This is a genomic window from Sphingomonas sp. OTU376 (genome assembly GCF_038440415.1).
In the GTDB taxonomy this organism is placed as follows: Bacteria; Pseudomonadota; Alphaproteobacteria; order Sphingomonadales; family Sphingomonadaceae; genus Sphingomonas; species Sphingomonas kyeonggiensis_A.
Map to the genome: position 1 here is coordinate 59,700 of NZ_JASATQ010000020.1, position 19,498 is coordinate 79,197.

The following is a 19,498-nucleotide window of genomic DNA, read 5'->3' on the forward strand; positions in this document are numbered from 1 at the left end:
GCACATTTCGGCAATGTGCTTGACGTTGCCCGGCGGAAAGGCTCTGCTGCACCGCAGCATTGCGAAAGCAGGGTGCCGCTGCGGGTCAATGGCGGGCGAAGGGTGCAGGGGGAAAGTCAGAACACACTGGTCGCGACATTCATGCAGCACCGGGATGCGCTCGCCCGCTTCCTGGCGATACGCTGCGGCACCGACAGCGCCGAGGATCTCACCCAGGAGCTCTGGATCAAGGTCCAGCAGGTCCGTACCGAAGTCGATGTTCCCCTCGCCTATCTCTACCAGATGGCGCACCGGCTAGTCCTCGATACCCGCAGAGGCGCTTCGCGCGGGCGGGACCGCGAGCAGGACTGGAGCTTCACCCAGGGCATCACCGAAGCGGTGGAGGCACCGATGGCCGAGCGTGCCCTGCTCGCGCGCGAGCATCTGCATCAGGTCGAGCGGACGCTCGCCGAAGTCGGCACCCGGGCGATGCGCATCTTCACCCGCTACCGGGTCGACGGGATCGAGCAGCGGCGGATCGCCGAGGAGATGGGGATCAGCATCAGCACGGTGGAGAAGGATCTGCGCCGGAGCTATGCGGCGCTCGCCCGCTTGAGGGACGACAGCGATGCGGTTTAGAGCGGCCCATGGCGTCATCGGCGCGAGGAGATGCCGAGGATGAGCAAGCAACTGTCCGACGCCGAGGAACAGGCGGTCGCCTGGGCAATCCGAGCCGACGCGCCCGGTTTCGTCGAATGGGAAGCGCTGGAGCAATGGCTGGCCGCGGATCCGCACCACGCCGTGCTGTTCGATCGCGCCGCCAGCAGCGCGCACGACGCCGCCTTCGCCATCGCCGCGGTGCCGGCACGCGACCGCTTCACGCTGATCAAGGGCGACCTTGCCGACCCCGTCGAGGAAGCGCGCCGCCCCGCGCACCGCGGCTGGGCAATGGCCGCGCTCGCCGCCGGCGTGGCAGCGCTGGCCTTCGGCACCTCCTGGTTCCTGCAGCAACCGAGCCCTACGCCTGAGCAGATCGTCGGCACCAAAACGGGCGAGGTTCGGATGCTCGCGCTCGGCGACGCGAGCAGCGTGACCTTGCGCAGCGACAGCGAGGTCCGCTTCCTGCCCGCCAATCCGCGCGCGGTGCGCCTGACCCGCGGTCAGGCGAGCTTCCAGGTTCGCCATGACGCCGCCCATCCCTTCACGGTTACCGCCGGCGCTGTCGAAGTCACCGATCTTGGCACGCGGTTCGACATCGATCGGGGGACGGATGCCACCACCGTCGCCGTCACCGAGGGATCGGTGGCGATCCGCGCGGCCGGCAAGCAAGTCGAGCTCCGGGCCGGGCAGCGAAGCGTCATCCCGAACGGCGCGGCACCGGGCAACCCGACCGGCCTGGTGGCCGGGCAAGGCTCCGAACGGCAGGGCGGCGCGTTGAGCTATGACGACGTCACCTTCGCCCGCGTCATCGCCGATGTGAGCCGGCGGACGGGCATTCGCATCCGGCTGGCACCGGACCTGGCAGGCCGGCACTTCGCGGGGTCGATCAACCTGGACGGTTCGCCCGAGGCCGTGATCTCGCGGCTCGAGGCCGTACTCGGCGTTTCCGCCCGCCGCGATGGCGATGGCTGGACCTTCGCACCGGCAGCGGACGGGAATCCGAACTAGCCTCGTGACCGCACTCCTGCTTGGCCCTCCCTGCCGATATGCGTGCGCGCTGCTTCTGCCGGCGCTGTCGCTGACCGTCGGGGCTGCGCCTGCCGGGGCGCAGGAAGCCCGAACCGTCCATCTCGACCTGCCCGCCGGCCCGGTCTCCACTGCCCTGCGCGCGATCGCCCTGCAGGCCGGCGCGAGCTTCGGCACCGACGATCCCGCGCTGCTCCGCCGGCGGGCGCGACGGCTGCGCTTCGATGGCGGGATCGACAAGGCGATCGAGACGGCCCTGGCCGGGACCGGGCTGGTCGCGAGACGGGTGGCTCCCGGAAGCTGGCGCGTCGCGGCGGCGCCTCCTCGCTCACGGCCGCGCCCGTTCAAGCCACCGCCACCCCAAGTTGCGCCCAACATCGTGGTGACCGGCAGCAAGATGGATGTTTCCCTCGCCCATTATCCGGCGAGCGTGGCGGTGATCGACGGGAGCGACATCGCCCATGTCACCGGCGAACATGGTACGCTGGCCATCGCTGAACTGCATCCGACACTGCTCTCGACCCGCCTGGGGCCGGGCCGCAACAAGCTGTTCCTGCGCGGCATCTCCGACAGCAGCTTCTCGGGCGCCAGCCCGTCGCTGGTAGGCCAGTATCTGGGGGACCAGAGGCTCGCCTATGCCTCGCCCGACCCCGACCTGCGCCTATACGATATCGAGCGGGTCGAGGTGCTCGAGGGGCCGCAGGGCTCGCTCTATGGCGCGGGGTCGCTCGGCGGGGTGTTGCGGATCGTGCCGAACGCGCCCGACCCGCGGCAAGTCTCGGGTGAGGCATGGGCCGGCGCCAGCGCTACCGCGCATGGCGCCGGAAGCATGGACGCCGGGCTGGTCGCCAACCTGCCGCTCGGCGAACGCGCCGCCGTGCGGGTGCTCGGCTATCACGAGAAGATGGGCGGCTATATCGACGATGTCGGACGAGGGAAGAAGGACATCAACGGCACCCAGGTCACCGGCGGGCGGATCACGGCGCACACGGCGGTCGGCGCGCGCTGGTCGCTGGACCTGACCGCGATCGGCCAGAACGTACGCAACGCCGATGCGCAATATGAGGAGCGCACGCTCGGTCGCCTCGTCCGCGCCTCCGCCTTTGCCCAGCCCTCGCATCATTTCTACCGTGCCCTGGCCGTATCGGTCGCCGGCCCGCTGGCTGGCGGGCGCCTGCAATCGAGCTGGGGGCTGGTCGATCAGCGGCTGTCGCAGGTGTTCGATGCCACCCAGCCCGACGAGGAGCCGATCGCCTATCGCCAGCGCGATCACATCTCGCTTCTTTCCAGCGAGACGCGACTGACCCGCAGCTTCGGCAAGCGCTGGGACGCATTGATCGGCTTTGCCGCGCTGCGCTCGATCGCAATCCAGGCGCGTAGCACCGGGGCACCGTTGCAGCCCGTCAGCCTTGGGACATTGGACAGCCGGGTACGCGAAGCCACGGTCTTCGGCGAGGCGCGCTGGCATCCGGACGACCGGCTGACAGTGAGCGCCGGCGGCAGGGTTTCCTTCATCGAGATGCGCGGCGCCGCGACCGGGGTTCTCGCCAAGCCCGCCCCGGGCACCACGCCCGCCCCGCCACTGCGTCGCCAGCGGCTCTCGACCCCCAGCCTCGCCCTTGCCTGGACGCCGGTGCCACGGGCTACGCTTTATCTGCGCTATGCAGGCGGCTATCGGCCCGGCGGGCTGACGGTGAGCGGCGCGATCGAGCGGTTTACACCGGACACCGCGCGCACCGCCGAGATCGGGTTTCGGATGCAGGCGTGGGAAAGCACCGGTCTGCAGATCGAGGGAGCGCTGGCGCGCACTGACTGGCGCAATGTCCAGGCCGATACCGTCGATGGGCTCGGGCTCCCGCACACGGCTAATGTCGGTGACGGGATCGTTCGCACCGCCACCTTCCAGTTCCGTCTTTCGCCAGCACGCGGCGTGACCGTGGCGGCGGGCGGCTTCGTCGCCGACAGCAAATTAGTCGGCTGGGTACCCTATCTGGAGCAGACGGTGCGCTCTCCGCTTCCAAATGTCGCGCGACACGGCGCCGTGCTGTCCCTCGGCTACGAAGTGCGGATCGCTTCCGGGAGCAACTTTCGCGCAAATCTCCGAGCCCATTCGCTCGGGCGTTCGATCCTGGGCTTCGGGCCAGAGCTCGCGATCGAGCAGGGCGACTATGCTTATTTCTCCGGCAATCTCAGCCTCGACATCGGCAGGACCACCCTCTCGCTGGAGGCGTTCAACCTGTTTGACACGCGCGGCAATATCTTTGCCCTGGGCACGCCATTCACCCTGGGGACTACTATGCAGGGCACCCCCCTGCGTCCCCGAACAGTCAGATTGAGCCTCCTGCGGCGTTCCTTCTGATAGCATGCATCAGGTGAGGAAACGACGTGGCGGGCATTGGCACGAAGCTTCCAGCGCTTCTTCTCGACCATCGGGTCGATACCGTCGACGATCATCCTGCGCGCGGAGTCGCGCTTGGCGCGGGCATCGGCCAGGCTGACCTCAGGCCATACACCGAGGGCGAGGACCTTCTGCTTGCCGAGAAAACGATAGCGGAAGCGCCAGTATTTGGCGCCGTTCTGCATCACCAGGAGGAAGAGAGAGCGCCCGTCGCCGATCTTGCACTGCTTCGCTTTGGGCTGGGCGTTTCTGATGACCACCAAAATTGGTGGTCTGTCGGCAAACCCGTCCAAATCCCGTCGGAAAGATACTTGAAGAAGCGTCTTCCCAGCCACTTACGCGACGATCACGGACGTCACTGGATGGGGAAAATGGTACAGAAGAGAACTAAACAAACCTCGATATCAAATTGAAACTTCTTTTCTAAAAAGAAGTGCAACATATTTCATACCCACAAATATATCCAACAAGGATGACGCAGGTATGGATCGAGTTCCCTTCAACTGAATTCCAATTATCTTTCCGACCCTTCGCTCTATACTACTGCTATGCCAACTTGTCCACATGAATTCGAGCGGATGCGTTGGCGCACCCCTTAGTGAAACTTACCATTTCGGCTGGCGGAGACGTCACGTTCCGAACGGGAAAAGGTGCGACGTAAAGCGGCCGATGGCGTCACGCCGCTCGCTGGCGTTTCCAGTCGCTTCGATACAAGCCCATCCGCGCGACTGGCCTCGATCGCCTCGACCCGAGCGCGAAAGCGCCGCCACCGTCTCTGGCAGCGACGCTCCGACATGAAGAGAGCCCCGAGTTGCTCTCCCCCTTCGGCCGTCCAGGCCAGGGATCGACGGTTTCCGTTCATTTATTCAGATAGGCGCGTACCGCGTCGGCGCTGTTGCCGACCGCCGAGACCGCCTCGCGCAGGCGCTCTTCCGGGACGCCGAGGCTATCGGTCCAATCGCGGATTTCGTAGTCCTCGGACAGGCTGATGCGGTCGCGGTCCGGGGAGCCCGTGTCAGTCTTGTTGTCGGCCATTACCTCTCTCCTTCGAGCGCTTAACGCGTTCGATTCACGAGAGTTTCCCAAAGCCGACGGCACCTTGGGCAGCGAAGGATGCTGCCCCGAAAAGCGAAGGGCCGCCCTCGCGGACGGCCCTTCCATTGTCGTGCCGTAGCGCGACGGCTTAGCCGAGCCGGGCTCCCATGGTGGCAGCCATGCTCGAGAATTCCGCCGCATGCGGCGCGTGACAATGAGACATTCGACCACCTCCTTTCCGTTGTTGACGATGATCGCGATGTGGGAACCACTCGCCCGAAATTCAATCGCAAGCCGCTGTAAGGTCGAAGGAAATTTGCGGGCGCGATCCTGAGTCCTCGAGGGAACGCGACCCGGAGGCGGTTAGTTTGGATGGCAGGAGACTAGCCATGACCGATCACGATCCGAGCGAGCCTAAGCCAAGCGATTTCCGCGAGACTGCGGAGCGGAGTCAGGCCGCCAATATCGCCGACGAGAGCGCAGACTATGCCCTGGCTGCCGTCAATCCGGACAGTGGCGGCGCGCCGGATGCCAAGCCCGGCGTCGCCGAGCCCAAGGACGATACGGAGGCACCACCGCGCGACGACAGGCCGGACACGAGCGACAGTATCGAGCCGTTCCATATTCCCGGCTCGGCCGAGGATATCGAGGTTGCCGGCGAGACCGGACCCGGGCCGAGCGGCTGAGCGCCACGACACGAAGAGCTGAAATCGATAGCCGCGTCTCGCGGCATGGAAGGACAGATCAGATGGCTGGCGGCAACGAACTCGAACCCAATGACTCGCGCAACGTCACGGGCACGGCGCACACGCCCGATGGGCGCTGGAGCGGCGACGAGCAGGAAGGCCCGGGCGGCGAATACGAGCCCCGCGACTCCCGCAACGTGACCGGCACCGCAAAGACCGAGGATGGCCGCTGGCCGGAAGCGGAAGCCCAGCCGAGCGAGCCGGGCCCCAAGGACGACAAGGCGGAGGCGTGAAACTGCAACCGCTTCAATTCAGCACCAGGAGATACAGATGGCCGAAACAACTACCGCTACCACGAACCCAGCTTCGAATGGCAAGACCGCACTGACCGACGCGTTCGTGAAGCACTTCTCCGGCGATGCCCCGTTGACGGAGAAGGTGAAGGGCTTCGCCAAGGAGCGCCCCTGGACGAGCGCGGCATTCGCCGGCATCGCCGTGATCATGGCGGCGAACGTCCTGCGCGGACGGATCTAACCGTCCTCAGAAGTGTGGCCCCTTGGGCCCGCACACCCCGATCCTAATCTAGCAAGACGGCGTCGGCGTTGCGCTGGGCGAAGCCCCGCGCGCGCCGCTCATATTCCTGTGCCTTCCCATATGTGCGCGAAAGCTGGGCATGCCCTTGGCTTTCATGGCAGCGCTGCGTGCCGTGTCCGCGCGCTGCTATCGACCATTTGTGCCTCCAGTCTGTCCATATCGGATATAGTCCGCATCGACCTCGGCTGCAGTTGCGGAAGAAACCCTAGGCCTGCTTGCCGAGCGCAGCGAACCACTCCGCATAGGGCGTATTGCGCGCCAAATGGCGGCTATAGTCCGGGGCGCCATCGTACCACCAAACGGGACCGCGCTCTCCCAAGGCGTGCTTTGACCTATCGACAGCGGCGCGAGCCTTGGCCTCGGCATCTCTATCCTGACCGCGACGCGCCTCGCCGACCGCACGCCTAGCGGTCATCAGCTCGCGGACCAATTGGTCCCGGACTTGGGGCTCGAGATCGGGATTGGTGGTTCGCCATAACCGCCCACGCACGACGAAGTACCGGCCATCGGGCGTGACCGGATATGCCTCGGCATCGAATCTACGCCTCTCAGCCATTTGCCCGCAGCTGCTGCGCCAACTTCTCCGCCGCGCGTCGGACGCCGAGCCACCGGCCATGCTCGACCTGTGCGTCGGCAAGCGCCCGGTGTGCCGGGGTATCACGGCCCATGGCTTCGCTGTGCGCAAGCAATTCGCAGACTAGGCCTTCAAGTTCTCCTGGCGGCAACAACGGTGCGAGGATTGCGATGGCGGTCTCGCGCTGGGCTTCGTCTGTGTCGCGCAACCGCAAGCTGCGGCGCGGCAAGCCTGAAGCGCGCAGCAGCGCGCTCATCCACTTGCCGTCCCAGGAGGGGGCGCTCGCGAGCAGGTCATGGCCGGTGAGTTGCTCGATCATGCGATGGGCGACCTCCTCGTGCGGCGTGCCATCGGCGACGAGCGTCTCGCGCGGAATGCGGTGGATCGCCTCCGCAGCTGGGTCCCAATCGGTCCAGTCGGGCGCCGGACGGATCAAATAGCTTTCCGAACGTCCGTCCTCGAACACCCAGGCGACCTCTATCGGGTAGCTGCGCTTGGCGAGGGAGGAGGCTTCGAAATCGAGAAAGACCAGCATCGGCAAGAAAACGGTACAGGCGGGATTTGGCTTCAAGGGCGCCGGGCCTCAAAAACGAAAGACCCGCCGGCTGGGGGGAAATGCCGGCGGGTCGATTTCGGCGAGACCGCTGAGCGGGGGGTGGGGTTGCGGTCTCGGAAGCATGAACCGCCCGCTTAGCACTTGGTTCCGCTGGATTTTTGCGCCTGTCCACTCGCAGCAAGCGGCCGGTCTACGGACGGCCCTGAAGTATCCAGCCCAACATGCATAATTTTGCGTAGCCGGGCCCGTATCCTCTTCTGACTGGTTCTGGCGGTATCGAATGGCGGAGATGCGCATGTCGGAAATCTTGGGCTGGTGGTCTTTGGGGCTGGAAAGCTGGCGGCTCGGCATGGACGCCACCAGCGTCATCGCGATGCGATCGGCCAAGATCGCCGCGGGTGGATCAGCGGCGGCACGCGAAAGCCAGTTGATGGTGGCGGAGAAGCTGACCGCGGCAGCCGAGATCCAGCTGGCGCTCATGACCGGCGGACTGGGCAACAGCCCGCAGGCGATCTCGCGCAATATCGTTCGGGCTTACGGCGCCAAGGTCCGCAAGAATCGCCGCCGGCTGCGCTGACTTTCCGACGCGCGGTGCCAGACCACGTCCGCGGACGCTTGATGGTTGGCGCGCGGTGCGCAGTCAGCCGCCGCCAACCGCGTAGCGGCGACAATGCTCCAGATATGCGGCCTCGTGCCTGCCCATCAGCTTCACGACGCTGCGCCACAACCACGGCGGCGCGTCCAGGTTGCCGAAGGAGGTCGTGCGAAGCTCCTCGGCCCAGGCAGTTCGGGCATCATCGTCGAGCTGGCCGGCATGCGCGCGCCCAACCACATAGGAGAGATAATAAGCGGCACGGATCGCCTCGGGCCGCGTGAACTGGTCGGCCTCGATCTTGAGGTCCTGCGGCCGTAGCTCCCGCAGCACATAAGACTTCCCCAGGAGTCGCACGGGCAACATGCGCTCGCCGAGATTGGGCGACAGGGCGCGAGCGCCAGCTGCGATACGCTCGGCATTGTCGCGCGGCAGACGCGTCCGGGGCGCCTTCAAGGCAATCGGGGCAAGGGCTTGCTTGAGGTCGATCAGTGCGCTCGTCCGGCGACCGGAATTGCCCTCGACTTCGACCAACGCGGCATAGCGGCCGGCGCCGAGCGAGCTGCATCCCTTCACCCAATAGGCCGCGTCGCGCAGATGCAGGCGATGCGCGGAGTTGCGTGCACTGAGCCGAAGTAGCAGCGAGAGGACTTCTGGCTTGGCAAAGATGCCTTCGATCCCCTCGCGCTCTTCGTCGCTGAGCTTCCAGAAGCGCTTGCCGATCGGCAGCTTGGTCGCCTCGTCGAGGCGCTCTCGCACCAGGTGTCGCCATTTCCGCCCCAGCGCACGCTTGTGCACCGCGCGGACGAGTTGCGGCTGTAGCGTCTCGTCGGGTGCGCGGCGCAGGTCGAGTGCACGAGTATAGCCGTCGATCATCGCCTCGACGATCCGCGCCGTCGCGATGCCGGGCAAGTCCGAGCCGCGCGCAGCCGAGGCAAGCGACAGTGCAAGCCGGATCAAGTCATAGGCGGGATTGCCGATGACCGTCTGGTCCAGGTCACGGATCTGGATGTCGATCCGGCCCTCGGCATCGGCGAGCGGGCCGAGATTGCCGAGATGGCAGTCGCCGCAGATCCACACCGGAGGTCCCTGGGGGATATCCTTCGCAAGATCCGCGACGGTCAGCCAGTTGTAGAACAGGTCGGTACTGCCGCGGACGAAGGCATGGGCGGAGCGCGCCATCTTGCGTACACGGCAAGTATCGAGCGAAAGGCCTCGCTCGGCGGGCTCGGTCGGTGCCAGCATCGCGCCTCGCGGTCAGGCGACGATGAGGTTAACGGCGTGCGGCTGCGCCAGCGGAAGCCCCGAGGACTCCTCCTGCGCCATTAGCTCCTGCTTGCGCTCCAGCATCGCGTCACGCAGCGCGACGAGATCGACGTCGGTCTTGCGGCACTGGGCGAACATGCCTTCCGAAGGCATTTCCTCCTCATGGACATGGTGCTTGATCTCCTCGGAGAGCACCTTGACCTTGGCGTCGTAGAAATCATCCTCCGGGCTTCCGGCCTCGATGTCGTTGATCAGTACCTTCGCGCCGTCATGCTCGACATAGGCTTCGTCGAGCATGTCGTCCTCGATCTTGCCCTTGAATGCCGGATAGAAGATTTCTTCCTCGATCATGGTGTGGATCTTCAATTCCACGCAGATCTGGTGCGCAAGCTTCTTCTTGGCCACCGAACCGCTGGCGCCGTCATATTGCTCGAACAGGTCCTCGACCTTGCGATGGTCGGCCTTGAGCAACGCGATCGCATCCGTGAACTCAACCATGTCTCGTCTCCAGCCTTGGTCGAGGCTTGAAGCGTCTGAAAAAGCTTTGGTTCCGGCTGCGAATCAATCGCAAGAACTGCATCAATTTCTCTATATTCCACATACTTGAGGCTGAATGGGTCGGGGAACTCCGCGGCGCGTTCGCGATTGTCGTTCCCAGCCATCGCTCTCGTGCGCCGATCCCCGGCACTCGGTGGCGCAGGGATATGCCATGGACCGGTTCTTCACGCGGGTCGCCTCGAAATCCGCATCGATCATGGGTCGCCCGGCTGCGTTCGTGGTATCGACGCTGCTCGTCATCGTCTGGGCAGTCAGCGGCCCGTTCCTCAACTATTCGGACACTTGGCAGCTGATCGTTAACACGGCGACGACCGTGCTGACCTTCCTGGCGGTCTTCCTCATCCAAAACAGCCAGAACCGAGACGGCGCGGCAATGCAGGCGAAGCTCGACGAGATCCTGCGTGCGCTCGACAAGGCGCGCGTCGAGTTCGTCGGGATCGAGCACCTGACGGATGCCCAGATCTGCGAAATCCGCGACGCGCTGGAGAAGGACATCCAAAGCGAGGGCGACCGCGAAAAGACCACCAACAAAACCGTCGAGACTCTGCTCCAGCGCTATTGAGGAAGCATGCGATTGCCGCCCGCTCCCCACCTTCCCATCTACTGCCGACCGTGCGGGATTCTTGTGGCTCGGCAGCTCTTCCGAGCGGCTCGCGGAAAGCGGACCTTTGCTGTTACTCGCCGGTTCTGGCGACATGATCGCTCTCGTTTCCTTCCGACCCCGATGACGAACCCGTCCAGCGTGCTGGCAGGCACGACCAAGCTTCTCCCCATAGGCCCTTCCGCGGTTCGCCAGGCCGAGGCGTTGGAGATGACCGACATCGTCTTCGTCGCATCGAACGAGCAGCGCGCCGAGGCCGTCTGGCGTGCCCTGGCGGCGGCGGCACCAGACGCTACCGTTCTTCACAGCCCTTCGAGCGACGCCCTGCCGGGAGGCGCTGCGCCAGCGTCTCCCGCCAATATCGGTCGACGCGTCACGGCGCTGCACCGGGCTCGCCTGGCGACGACGTCCGGCAAGCGTGTCGCGCTCGTAACCACTGCAGAAGGGGCCGCGCGGCTGTTTCCACCGCCCGCTGCCTTCGATGTCGTGCCGCCCGTCCTCGCGCCGGGCGAAGCGCTCGACCTGCCGGCGTTCGAAGTGGAGCTGGCCACGCTCGGCTATGTCGCAGACGACCGTGTCGACGAGCCCGGTGAAATGGCGGTACGTGGCCAGGTCGTCGATATCTTCCCGGCCGATGCCGGCTTGCCGGCGCGCATCGAAGTCGAGGATGGACGCATCGCGTCGATCCGCGCCTATGATCCCGCGACGCAGATGAGCACCGAACCCCTCGACCGGCTGGAAATCGGACGCGCGGCCGAGCCCGAACTCGGCATGGACGCGGTATCGCTTTTCGACCATCTCCCCGATGCGGCGATCGCGCTCGATCCCGATGTCTCTCTTCGTCGAGATCGCTTCCTCGCCCTGGCCGCCGATGCGGGATCATCTGGGCCAGCCGAGCGGGTAGTCAGTCCCGCCCAGTGGGACGCCGCGCTGGCCGGGCGAGACTAGATCGAATTGGTGGCGACCGAGGAAGGCGACGTGCCGCGATTTGCCTCGAACCGGGCCCCGGGGCGGGCCTTCGCGCGCTTCGTGAAGGAGGCAGTGTCACGAGGCGATCATATCGTACTAGCCGGAGGCGAGCGCGACCTGCGCTTCCTCTCCCCACGTCTCGGGCCCCGGTTCGGGCAACCGACAGCTGTGACGAGCTGGAACAAGGTTCGGGCGACGGCGCCCGGCTCCGTCGTCACGCTCGTCATGCCGGTCGAGCGCGGCCCCGCTCGCAGGTGAGCGACGGCGAGTCGAGTATCGGGGCTGCCGAGTTCGCGCGTGCGGAGAGCACCTAGGCGACGGCCGGCTCGGCCGACGGAAGCGAGAGCACCGAGCCCGGCCGTATTCAGGGCGCCGCGGAGGATATCGCGGTCGCCGACCTCACGGGACCGGCCCCGAGCGGCTGACCGTCGGTCAGCCGCATTGCTCCGCCCGAGCTTGAGGCGCTCGGTCGCGGGGATGATGCCCGAGCCACGCCACAATTTGGGATTTGCGGCCCCGGGCACACCATACCGGCTGGAAAGTCCGGTGACGCCAACCGGGTGAAGACGCGGCCCTGTCAGGCGAACGCCGCTTTCGGCACATGGGTGATGCGCGACGCCAGGTCGGCCTCGCCCGATGCGATCACATAATGGTCTTCGGCATCGGCAATCCCCGTGGTGAACACGACATCGCGGACGTACATCTTGTCCTCGAGAGGGCGCGTGAGTTCCGGCGCGGCTTCGAGCAACGGCACGTGCTCGGTTCGCACGACCCGCGCGGGATCGTCGCGGTCGAGGATCGACCAGTAGGTGCGATAGATGCCGACGATCTCCTTGGGCTCGACGCCGTGCCACAAGGTCAGCCAGCCTCGATCGGTCAGGACCGGCGGCGTGCCGCCGCCCATGCGGGCAGTGTGCATCGTGGTGGCGTGCGGGCGGATCCCGGGTTCGATATGCGGTTTCCAGTGGAGGGCATCGGGCGAGGTGGCGAGGTTGATCGAAGGTCCGCCGCGCCATTCGCTGCCGGGCGGATAGGTGAAATACAGATCTCCGAGCGGCCGGGTCTGGGCCCAGTATTTGCCGCCGATCAGCCCTTCGAAGATCAGCATGTCCTTGTTCTGGTGATCGAGGATGATGTCCTCGAAGGCGAAGTCGAGTCCGTTGGTCGAGCTGTACAGCGTGGTCGAATGGCGCTCGGGGCTGACCGAGCAGGTGGTCATGAGCCAGCGATCCCCCACCCTGGACACCCGCGCATCCTCGATGCCGTAGCATTGGTAGCTGCCTTGCGGTGCGATAGCCTTGCCATAATGGACGGCGACGATCTCGAGCCCGTCCGGTGTCAGCTCGACCGGCAGGATCCAGGATAGCGAGGTCAGCGCCATCACCTTCCAGCGCCCGCCGCGGATCAGGAACTTGCGGGGGTCGGAGGTATCGGTGAGCTCGAGCGGCCAGGCATCGAGCACATACTTTCCCGCCTCCCAGCGGATCGCATGAATCTGGCCGTCGAAGATCGGCCTGCGCAGTGCTTCGGCCACGCGCACGAAAATCGCGAGGTTGCCGTTAGGCAGCCGAGTCAGTGCCGGATTGAACGCGCCGAGCACATAGGTCTCGGCATCGAAATGCCCCGCCAGTGGCGATCGGGACAGGTCTACGTCGTCGGGACCGAAGATCAGCCGGTCGACCGCATAGGCGCTCATTCCGCACCCCGAGCGCGCGGCGCGATCGATATCTGCTGCACTACCGAACGGCGCGGCTGGGTGAGGACGTAATGCACGCCGACCGCGATGTCCTCGGCGCGCAGCATCGTCTCCTTGCGGTTCTCCTCCGCCTGTTCCTCGGCCGTGAAGCTCGGGTACTGGAAATCCGCGCCGGTCTTCGCCGGCTCGATGTTGCAGACCTTGATGCCCTTCGGCCCGAGCTCCTTGCGCACCGCCTCGGCAAAACCGGCGATGCCGGCCTTCATGCCCGCATACACACTGCCTTCGGCCCCGAGCAGGTGCGCGGATACCGAGCCGATGAAGACGATGTCGCCGTGATCCTGCATCACCTCGACCGCCGCATAGGCCGTTGTCAGATAGGCCGTGAAGTCGACGGCGATGGCATAGCGAAGCTCGTCGGCGCTCATCGTCGTGAGCCCCTTGGCCGGGATCGCCGCATTGACGATCGCGATGTCGAAGCCGCCACCGAAATAGTCCCTGGCCGCCGCGACGAAGCGCTCCACGCCGTCGATCTCGGCGAGGTCGATATTGATCCCGTCGCCCTTGCCGACTTCGCGGATGCGCTGCAGGCCATCTTCGAGATGCTGGGGATCGCGCCCGCATACGAAAACGTCGACGCCCTCGGAGGCGAGCAGCACGGCAATGGCGCGACCGATGCCGGTGGTCCCGCCGGTGATGATCGCCTTTCGGCCATCCAGCCCGGGCATGTCGGTATGCGCATCGGACAGGTCGGTGACGCGCGGTTCGGCCGGATTTGTCATCGCTTCACTCCTCTTGAGTCGAACAGGGCTGGCAGGGCCCGGTTCCCGCGCTCACGCCGCTTCATCGCGGACCGTCGCGGGCGGGGTCGGCTTGGTCTTTTCCGCGAGCAGATTCACCATCGTCGGATAGGCAAAGCTGACCTGATTATCGCGAAGGCAGGCGAGCAGCGCGGCGGCGACCTTGTCGCGCGCCTCGGGCGGAAAATCGGTTTCGGTCGATTCGAACTCGAGATCGTAGCTGAGGCCGTTCTCCGAAAATCCGTTCACACCGCCATGGACCAGCGTGTAGCCCTCTCTTTCGACGACCTCGCGGAACAGGGATGGCAGGCGCCTGATCAATTCCGGCTGCGTTGCGTAGCCGATATGGAAATCGAACTTGAAGCGGTTGCGCGCGCGCCGCGTGGTATTGAGGATCTCGAAATCGAGCAGTCGGCGGTTGGCGATGATGCGCTCCTCGCCGCTCGGACCGCGAATGCGGGTCGATTTGAGTCCGATCGCCATCACTTCGCCGGAGCCGGCGCCCTTGTCGTAGGAGATCGAATCTCCGAGCCGGAAGGGTTTGTCGAAGATGATCGCCAGCGCGGCGAACAGGTCGGCAAAGATGCCCTGCGCGGCGAGGCCGATCGCGATGCCGCCGACGCCGAGCCCGGCGATCAGGCCGGTGACGTTGACGCCCAGGTTGCTGAGCACGACGATGACCGCGACAGCGAACAAGGTGATGGTGACGAGCAACCGGATGATTCCGAGCGCGCTGGCCAGGCCTTGGCCGCGATACCCCTGTTCCTGGGTACGATGCTCGATCGCGCCGAAGATGATCTCGCGCGTCCAGATCGCGGCCTGGAACACCGCCGAGATCGTGAACAGGAAGGCGACCGTCGTCTGCACCGTCGGAGGCGGACCGGCATAGCCGCTCACCAGCCGCGCCGATGTCATGATGATGAAGAATTGACCGGTCCTGGCCAGTGCCCGGCCCAGGATGCTGTGCCAGGTGGCGACGCCCTCGCCCTTTTTGCAGAGCCGCAGACCCCAGCCCTTGAGGAACTGGAGCAGGACGAAGATCAACGCGCCCGCTATGAGCGCGACGACGATCTCCAGCCAGTGCGAGCCGATCCATGCGGACCCGTCGGCTGTCAGCACGTCTAGCCGATCGGACAGGTTGCCGCGCGCGAACGTGGCGCGCGGCGGGGTGGCGGCAACGTCTCCCATCGCTTCACTCCCAGGTCAGGATGACGCGACCATTGGCGGGCACGCGGTAGTCGACGCGATCGGCGGAATGGGCGTGGGCGCGCAGCACATCGCCTCCAGCGGTCGTCACGCGCAGGTTCGACAGCTTTCGTCGCGGCAGCCGGACGAAGCTCAGACCCGCGCTGCAGGTCTCGCCGCCGTCGAGCGTCAGCGTCAGCGCGCGGTCGCCGGTGCGCTCCCGCGCCCGAACGAAGTGATCGCAGTAGAGCCGGAACGGCGCGCCCGCGACCTGATGGAAGGCGCGCGTGGCGAATACGAACGCCGCACCCGCGCCGTAGACTTCCTGGCCGACCTGGCCGGCCAGCTGGCCGTCCGGATAGAGATCCTCGAGCGGGAAGCTCAGCGTGCGGTCGACATGTCCGTTAGCCTCGCGCTGCTTCGGCGAGATCGCCCCGGGCGGCAGGGCGTCGGGATAATAGAACCAGGCCCGATCGAGCGCGTATTTGCAATATTCGGCGATCAGCATCCGGGCAGCCGGCTCCAGATCCGGGCCGCTGTCGCTCAGGTAGAGTTCGAATGCCGTGTACGAATCGAAGCATTCATAGATCGCCATATAGGGCGCGTCCTGCAGGCAGGTGACGCCCAGGAAGTTCTTGTAGTGCCGGGCATGTTGGAGCTCGCTCTCCCAGATTTCGCAATTGTGGAAGAAGCTGCCGAGATAGACGTAGCTTTGCTCGAGATAGACCGGCTCGTTCGTGATCCGCCACAGACGCATGCAGGCCGCAGCGCCCCAGGCGGTGAGGTTCGCCTGGTAGTTGACATCGAAACGCAGCCCCATCGCCGCGTCTATCGCGGCGCGGGCCTCGTCGAGATATTGCTTGTCGTCGGTCAGCTCGAATGCCTGGAGCATCACCCAGGCATAGACGCCTCCGACATCGGTCTGGCCGCGCCCGTCCGCACCCGCGACCTCGACGATCACCGAAAAGTCCGTGACCTTGTACTGGACGGGCCATTCATAGCCGAAATGACGTGCGGCCTTGATCCCGTAGCCGATCGATTTGAGGAACAGCCGGCGCGCCGCCGCGTCCCCATCCAGTGCCAGCCGCCCGAGATTGAGCATCGGATGGTAGAGATACCAGCTGTCGACCGCATCCGGGTCCTTGTCCGCGCCGACATTGGGCAGGTAGCGCCGCAATGCCTTGAGCCTGGTGTCGTAGAATTTGCCGAGTCCCGCCTTGAACTCTCCCTCCAGAGGATGGGGTTCACCGTGCCATTTCCCCCAATCATGGATCGCCGCGACGATCGACATCTGCACCATGACGTCGGGATATTCTGCCCCGGTATAAGGATGAACATAGCGATGGCCGTAATGGCGGATCGTCGCCGCTGGCGCCCGGTCGAGATCGCGGAGCGTACGTTCCGCGCGCTTGATCCAGTCGCGATATTCGGTACGCGGCAGCTCGATCGACCTGTACGCGGTGCCGAGCATCTGGAGGAACTGGCGCGCCGAGTCCCGCTCGTGCGGCGGCGCCTCGTGGCGGAAGACCAGGATCGCGTCGGACAGGGTGACTTCCTCGCCCGGCACAAGCGGATTGGCCGGGAAGACGCCGTTCTGCGGCGGCATGGGCGGCAGATAGCCGAGTTCGGGCCAGTTGCCGCCGACGACCCCGTCTGGCTTGGTCCTCGTCGCGAGAAAATAGGGATTCAGCGCGGTCAGGTTCTGGAAATAGAGAACGTTGCCAAAGGCCGGTTCCTCGATCCGGAAATAGACGATCCCCGCGTTCAATCCGCGCTGGCCCGCCTCGACGATACCGGTGGCCCCAAGCGGATCGTCGTCGGCGTCGAGCGGATAGAGATCGCGCGGCACGAATGGCATCAGCAGCTTCACGGCCGGCGTGAACCGCACCGTCATCCGCATATGCTCCAGCGCATCCATGCCGCCGCGAAGGACCAGGAGATGCGTGCCCAGGACGCTATCGATCTTGATCCGGACAGCCTCGCCGGCTTCGGGCTTGAGGCTGGCGCACTTGAAGTCGACCACAAGATATGCGGCGCGCAGGGCGAGACCGCCCCGGTTCTCCCGCCGTACCACGACCCACAGGGAATCCCGGGACGTGCAGATGTCGACCGACAGCGCGCCGACCTCGAAAGCGGCAAGTTTCTCCACGCCGCGCAAGAACGCTTCTCGTACCGCAAGCGTGCATGCGCTCACTTCTGCAAGGTTGGTCTTTGCGGCAACCGTCGCCATCCAATCACCTAAGCCGGCGCGGGCACATACCCGCGTCCGGTGAACCGGCGCTTTCAGGCGATGTTCCTGAATTTCTGACCGGGTTAACCTGCATCAGGACGATTGCAGGCTCGCCGCCGGCCAAACCTAATTTATGTGGGCGGAGACGCGGCCAGCCGAGATGGTCAGGCGGCGCCGCCTGGGATATCCTTGCCCCAATGGCGGGCGAACAGGAGCAGATGCGGGATCGGGCGGAGCTTGTCGCGGCGCTCGCGCGCGTCGCCGCTGGCGAGCGTGCCGCATTGCGCGAGGTCTATGATCGGACCGCCCCGAAACTTTTCGGCATCTGCCTCCGTATCTCTCAGGATCGCGAAGCTGCCGAGGACATATTGCAGGAGGTCTATTTCAAGGTCTGGAACCGCGCTGGGCGCTTCGACGAGCAGCGCGCCAGCCCGATCACCTGGCTGTGCGCGATTGCCAGAAATGCCGCGATCGACTGGCGGCGCGCCCATGGCGGCCCGCCGTTGGTGGGAGAGGAACATGCGCTCGAGGTCACCGACACCAGCGCCACCGCGGAAGACCGGATCGCTGCGGCACAGCAACGCGCGCGCATCTTCGCCTGCCTCGAGGGCCTGGAGCCAAGGCAAGGCGCCGCGATCCGCGCGGCCTTTTTCGACGGGCTGGCTTATGGCGAACTGGCCGAGCGCATGAAGGTCCCGCTCGGCACCATGAAGAGCTGGGTTCGGCGCGGCCTCCTGCGGCTCCGGGAGTGCCTTGGCGATGCCTGAGCCGTTGCCCCCCGAACAGGAAGCGCTCGCCGCCGAATTCGCGCTGGGCGTCCTCGAAGGCGAGGCGCGGGCACAGGCGATGCGCCTTCTGCTCATCGAACCTCGCTTCGCGGCCGCTGTCGAGGCCTGGCGCGCACGGTTGGACCCTCTCGGCGAGGATTTTGCCGAGGTTCCCGCTCCCGACATTTGGCAGTCGATCGAGACGCGGCTCGATCCGGGAGGAAACCGGACCGTACGCCAGCTGCGCTTCTGGCGCTGGACGGCCCTGGGTTCCACGGGTCTGGCGGCCTCGCTCGCGGCGGTCCTGCTGGTTGCGCCCGCGCCGAGGCCGGTGACTGTCGTGCGCGAAATCGTGCGGGCTCCCGATCAGGTGGCGGTTGCGCAGCTTGACGGTGAAAGCGGCGCCTTGCTCGCCGCCAATTATGACGCGGGCCAGGGCCAATTGCGCATCCGCGCGATCGCCATGCCGAAGAGCCAGCTCGCCCCCGAGCTATGGGTGATACCCAAGGGCGGTGCTCCCCGGTCGCTGGGCCTGGTCGATGCTCGGGGCACCACGCGGGTCGCCATCCCGGCGGACCTTCGCGCACTTGTCGTCGATGGTGCCACGCTTGCTATCACGATGGAGCCGGCCACGGGCGCGCCGCACGCGGGGCCGAGCGGCCCGGCGGTGGCAACGGGAAAAATCTCGAAAATCTGAAGTCGCGCTGCATCCGCGGCGCATCAGGCTGCGTAGCTCGACACGAGCACCCGCACCGGGGTGCCGTTCGAGAGGAGCAATCGATGACGCGTCCGTTTTCCAGACTGGCCTTCGTACTCGCAGGCGTCGCGCTCGCGACCACCGGCGCGATCGCCGCGCAGGACAATCCGATGGTCGGCGGCGCCGCCATGTATCCCAGCAAGAACATCGTCCAGAATGCAGTGAATTCGAAGGACCACACGACGCTGGTCGCGGCGGTCAAAGCGGCCGGCCTGGTCGACACGCTTTCCGGGCCTGGTCCCTTCACCGTCTTCGCCCCGACCAACGCCGCGTTCGCAAAACTTCCCGCCGGCACGGTGGAGGCCCTGGTCAAGCCCGAGAACAAGGCGAAGCTCACCGGCATCCTGACCTATCACGTCATCGCGGGTCGGATCAGTGCGGCCGACATCGCAGCCAAGGCGAAAGCGCATGGCGGCAAGGCCAGCTACAAGACCGTCGCAGGCGGCACGCTGACCTTCGCGAAGAAGGGCAATGGCTGGCAGGTCTGGGACGCCAAGGGCGGGCACGCCAACATCACCATCCCCAATGTCTATCAGTCGAACGGCGTCATTCACGTGATCGATACGGTT

20 protein-coding genes and 1 pseudogene are annotated in these 19,498 nt (G+C 65.6%); 12 read left to right on the forward strand and 9 right to left on the reverse strand.

Features of this window, described 5'->3' with window-relative positions; genetic code table 11:
- Positions 1–141: 141 nt before the first annotated feature.
- Genes AAHM44_RS10775 through AAHM44_RS10785 form a run of 3 tightly spaced genes read left to right on the forward strand, consistent with a single transcriptional unit; the run spans position 142 to position 4,024 of the window.
- Positions 142–618 carry an RNA polymerase sigma factor gene (locus AAHM44_RS10775; protein ID WP_269574161.1) on the forward strand — a complete coding sequence of 159 codons (477 nt, stop codon included), beginning with the start codon at positions 142–144 and terminating at the stop codon, positions 616–618.
- Between the two features lie 39 nt (positions 619–657).
- A complete protein-coding gene (locus tag AAHM44_RS10780; protein WP_269574160.1) occupies positions 658–1,647 on the forward strand; it encodes a FecR family protein in 990 nt (329 codons plus the stop codon).
- Between the two features lie 4 nt (positions 1,648–1,651).
- A complete protein-coding gene (locus AAHM44_RS10785; RefSeq protein ID WP_342249975.1) occupies positions 1,652–4,024 on the forward strand; it encodes a TonB-dependent receptor in 2,373 nt (790 codons plus the stop codon).
- 113 nt (positions 4,025–4,137) lie between these two features.
- Here AAHM44_RS10785 and AAHM44_RS24845 read toward each other — a convergent pair.
- Positions 4,138–4,398: pseudogene (locus tag AAHM44_RS24845) on the reverse strand (Arm DNA-binding domain-containing protein); the annotation flags it as partial.
- Between the two features lie 523 nt (positions 4,399–4,921).
- Complete coding sequence (locus AAHM44_RS10795; RefSeq protein ID WP_342249977.1) at positions 4,922–5,098, reverse strand: DUF3606 domain-containing protein; 177 nt, start codon at positions 5,096–5,098, stop codon at positions 4,922–4,924.
- A gap of 389 nt (positions 5,099–5,487) precedes the next feature.
- Between AAHM44_RS10795 and AAHM44_RS10800 the strand changes: the two genes are divergently transcribed.
- The 3 genes from AAHM44_RS10800 to AAHM44_RS10810 all read left to right on the forward strand — a co-directional run bounded on the left by AAHM44_RS10800 (position 5,488) and on the right by AAHM44_RS10810 (position 6,318).
- Positions 5,488–5,784, forward strand: coding sequence for a hypothetical protein (locus tag AAHM44_RS10800; RefSeq protein ID WP_342249978.1), 297 nt, complete (start codon positions 5,488–5,490; stop codon positions 5,782–5,784).
- 62 nt (positions 5,785–5,846) lie between these two features.
- Positions 5,847–6,077, forward strand: a complete 231-nt coding sequence (locus AAHM44_RS10805) for a hypothetical protein (RefSeq protein ID WP_342249979.1) — start codon at positions 5,847–5,849, stop codon at positions 6,075–6,077.
- Positions 6,078–6,114: 37 nt separating this feature from the next.
- A complete protein-coding gene (locus tag AAHM44_RS10810; protein ID WP_342249980.1) occupies positions 6,115–6,318 on the forward strand; it encodes a hypothetical protein in 204 nt (67 codons plus the stop codon).
- Positions 6,319–6,926: 608 nt separating this feature from the next.
- On the opposite strand, the gene AAHM44_RS10815 is transcribed toward AAHM44_RS10810, so the two are convergent.
- Positions 6,927–7,487: a 3'-5' exonuclease gene (locus tag AAHM44_RS10815; RefSeq protein WP_342249981.1), complete on the reverse strand. Its 561-nt coding sequence runs from the start codon at positions 7,485–7,487 to the stop codon at positions 6,927–6,929.
- A 316-nt stretch (positions 7,488–7,803) separates the two neighbouring features.
- On the opposite strand from AAHM44_RS10815, the gene AAHM44_RS10820 reads away from it, so the two are divergent.
- Positions 7,804–8,085, forward strand: coding sequence for a hypothetical protein (locus tag AAHM44_RS10820; protein WP_342249982.1), 282 nt, complete (start codon positions 7,804–7,806; stop codon positions 8,083–8,085).
- A 63-nt stretch (positions 8,086–8,148) separates the two neighbouring features.
- Here the strand turns inward: AAHM44_RS10820 and AAHM44_RS10825 are convergent, their stop codons facing one another.
- Together AAHM44_RS10825 and AAHM44_RS10830 are read right to left on the reverse strand one after the other, a co-directional pair.
- Positions 8,149–9,345: a DUF2252 family protein gene (locus AAHM44_RS10825; protein WP_342249983.1), complete on the reverse strand. Its 1,197-nt coding sequence runs from the start codon at positions 9,343–9,345 to the stop codon at positions 8,149–8,151.
- Positions 9,346–9,357: 12 nt separating this feature from the next.
- The gene (locus tag AAHM44_RS10830) at positions 9,358–9,864 is read right to left on the reverse strand and encodes a hemerythrin domain-containing protein (RefSeq protein WP_342249984.1); all 507 of its coding nucleotides are present in this window, start codon (positions 9,862–9,864) and stop codon (positions 9,358–9,360) included.
- 211 nt (positions 9,865–10,075) lie between these two features.
- On the opposite strand from AAHM44_RS10830, the gene AAHM44_RS10835 reads away from it, so the two are divergent.
- Positions 10,076–10,486, forward strand: coding sequence for a low affinity iron permease family protein (locus AAHM44_RS10835; protein WP_342249985.1), 411 nt, complete (start codon positions 10,076–10,078; stop codon positions 10,484–10,486).
- 162 nt (positions 10,487–10,648) lie between these two features.
- Positions 10,649–11,473: a hypothetical protein gene (locus tag AAHM44_RS10840; RefSeq protein WP_342249986.1), complete on the forward strand. Its 825-nt coding sequence runs from the start codon at positions 10,649–10,651 to the stop codon at positions 11,471–11,473.
- A 598-nt stretch (positions 11,474–12,071) separates the two neighbouring features.
- On the opposite strand, the gene AAHM44_RS10845 is transcribed toward AAHM44_RS10840, so the two are convergent.
- Genes AAHM44_RS10845 through AAHM44_RS10860 form a run of 4 tightly spaced genes read right to left on the reverse strand, consistent with a single transcriptional unit; the run spans position 12,072 to position 17,324 of the window.
- Entirely contained in the window at positions 12,072–13,190 is a 1,119-nt protein-coding gene (locus AAHM44_RS10845; protein ID WP_342249987.1) for a glycoside hydrolase family 130 protein, read from the reverse strand.
- Positions 13,187–13,972 carry an SDR family oxidoreductase gene (locus tag AAHM44_RS10850; protein WP_342249988.1) on the reverse strand — a complete coding sequence of 262 codons (786 nt, stop codon included), beginning with the start codon at positions 13,970–13,972 and terminating at the stop codon, positions 13,187–13,189. Before AAHM44_RS10850 ends, AAHM44_RS10845 begins: the two co-directional genes overlap by 4 nt.
- Positions 13,973–14,023: 51 nt before the next feature.
- The gene (locus AAHM44_RS10855) at positions 14,024–15,178 is read right to left on the reverse strand and encodes a mechanosensitive ion channel family protein (protein WP_342249989.1); all 1,155 of its coding nucleotides are present in this window, start codon (positions 15,176–15,178) and stop codon (positions 14,024–14,026) included.
- A gap of 4 nt (positions 15,179–15,182) precedes the next feature.
- Complete coding sequence (locus AAHM44_RS10860) at positions 15,183–17,324, reverse strand: hypothetical protein (RefSeq protein WP_342249990.1); 2,142 nt, start codon at positions 17,322–17,324, stop codon at positions 15,183–15,185.
- A 278-nt stretch (positions 17,325–17,602) separates the two neighbouring features.
- On the opposite strand from AAHM44_RS10860, the gene AAHM44_RS10865 reads away from it, so the two are divergent.
- The 3 genes from AAHM44_RS10865 to AAHM44_RS10875 all read left to right on the forward strand — a co-directional run.
- Positions 17,603–18,172, forward strand: a complete 570-nt coding sequence (locus AAHM44_RS10865; protein ID WP_342249991.1) for a sigma-70 family RNA polymerase sigma factor — start codon at positions 17,603–17,605, stop codon at positions 18,170–18,172.
- On the forward strand, positions 18,165–18,869 hold the full coding sequence (locus AAHM44_RS10870; protein ID WP_342249992.1) for an anti-sigma factor: 705 nt from the start codon (positions 18,165–18,167) through the stop codon (positions 18,867–18,869). The genes AAHM44_RS10865 and AAHM44_RS10870 overlap by 8 nt, the downstream gene beginning before the upstream one ends.
- An 83-nt stretch (positions 18,870–18,952) precedes the next feature.
- A partial coding sequence (locus tag AAHM44_RS10875) for a fasciclin domain-containing protein (protein ID WP_446745983.1) occupies positions 18,953–19,498 on the forward strand: 546 nt, incomplete at its 3' end.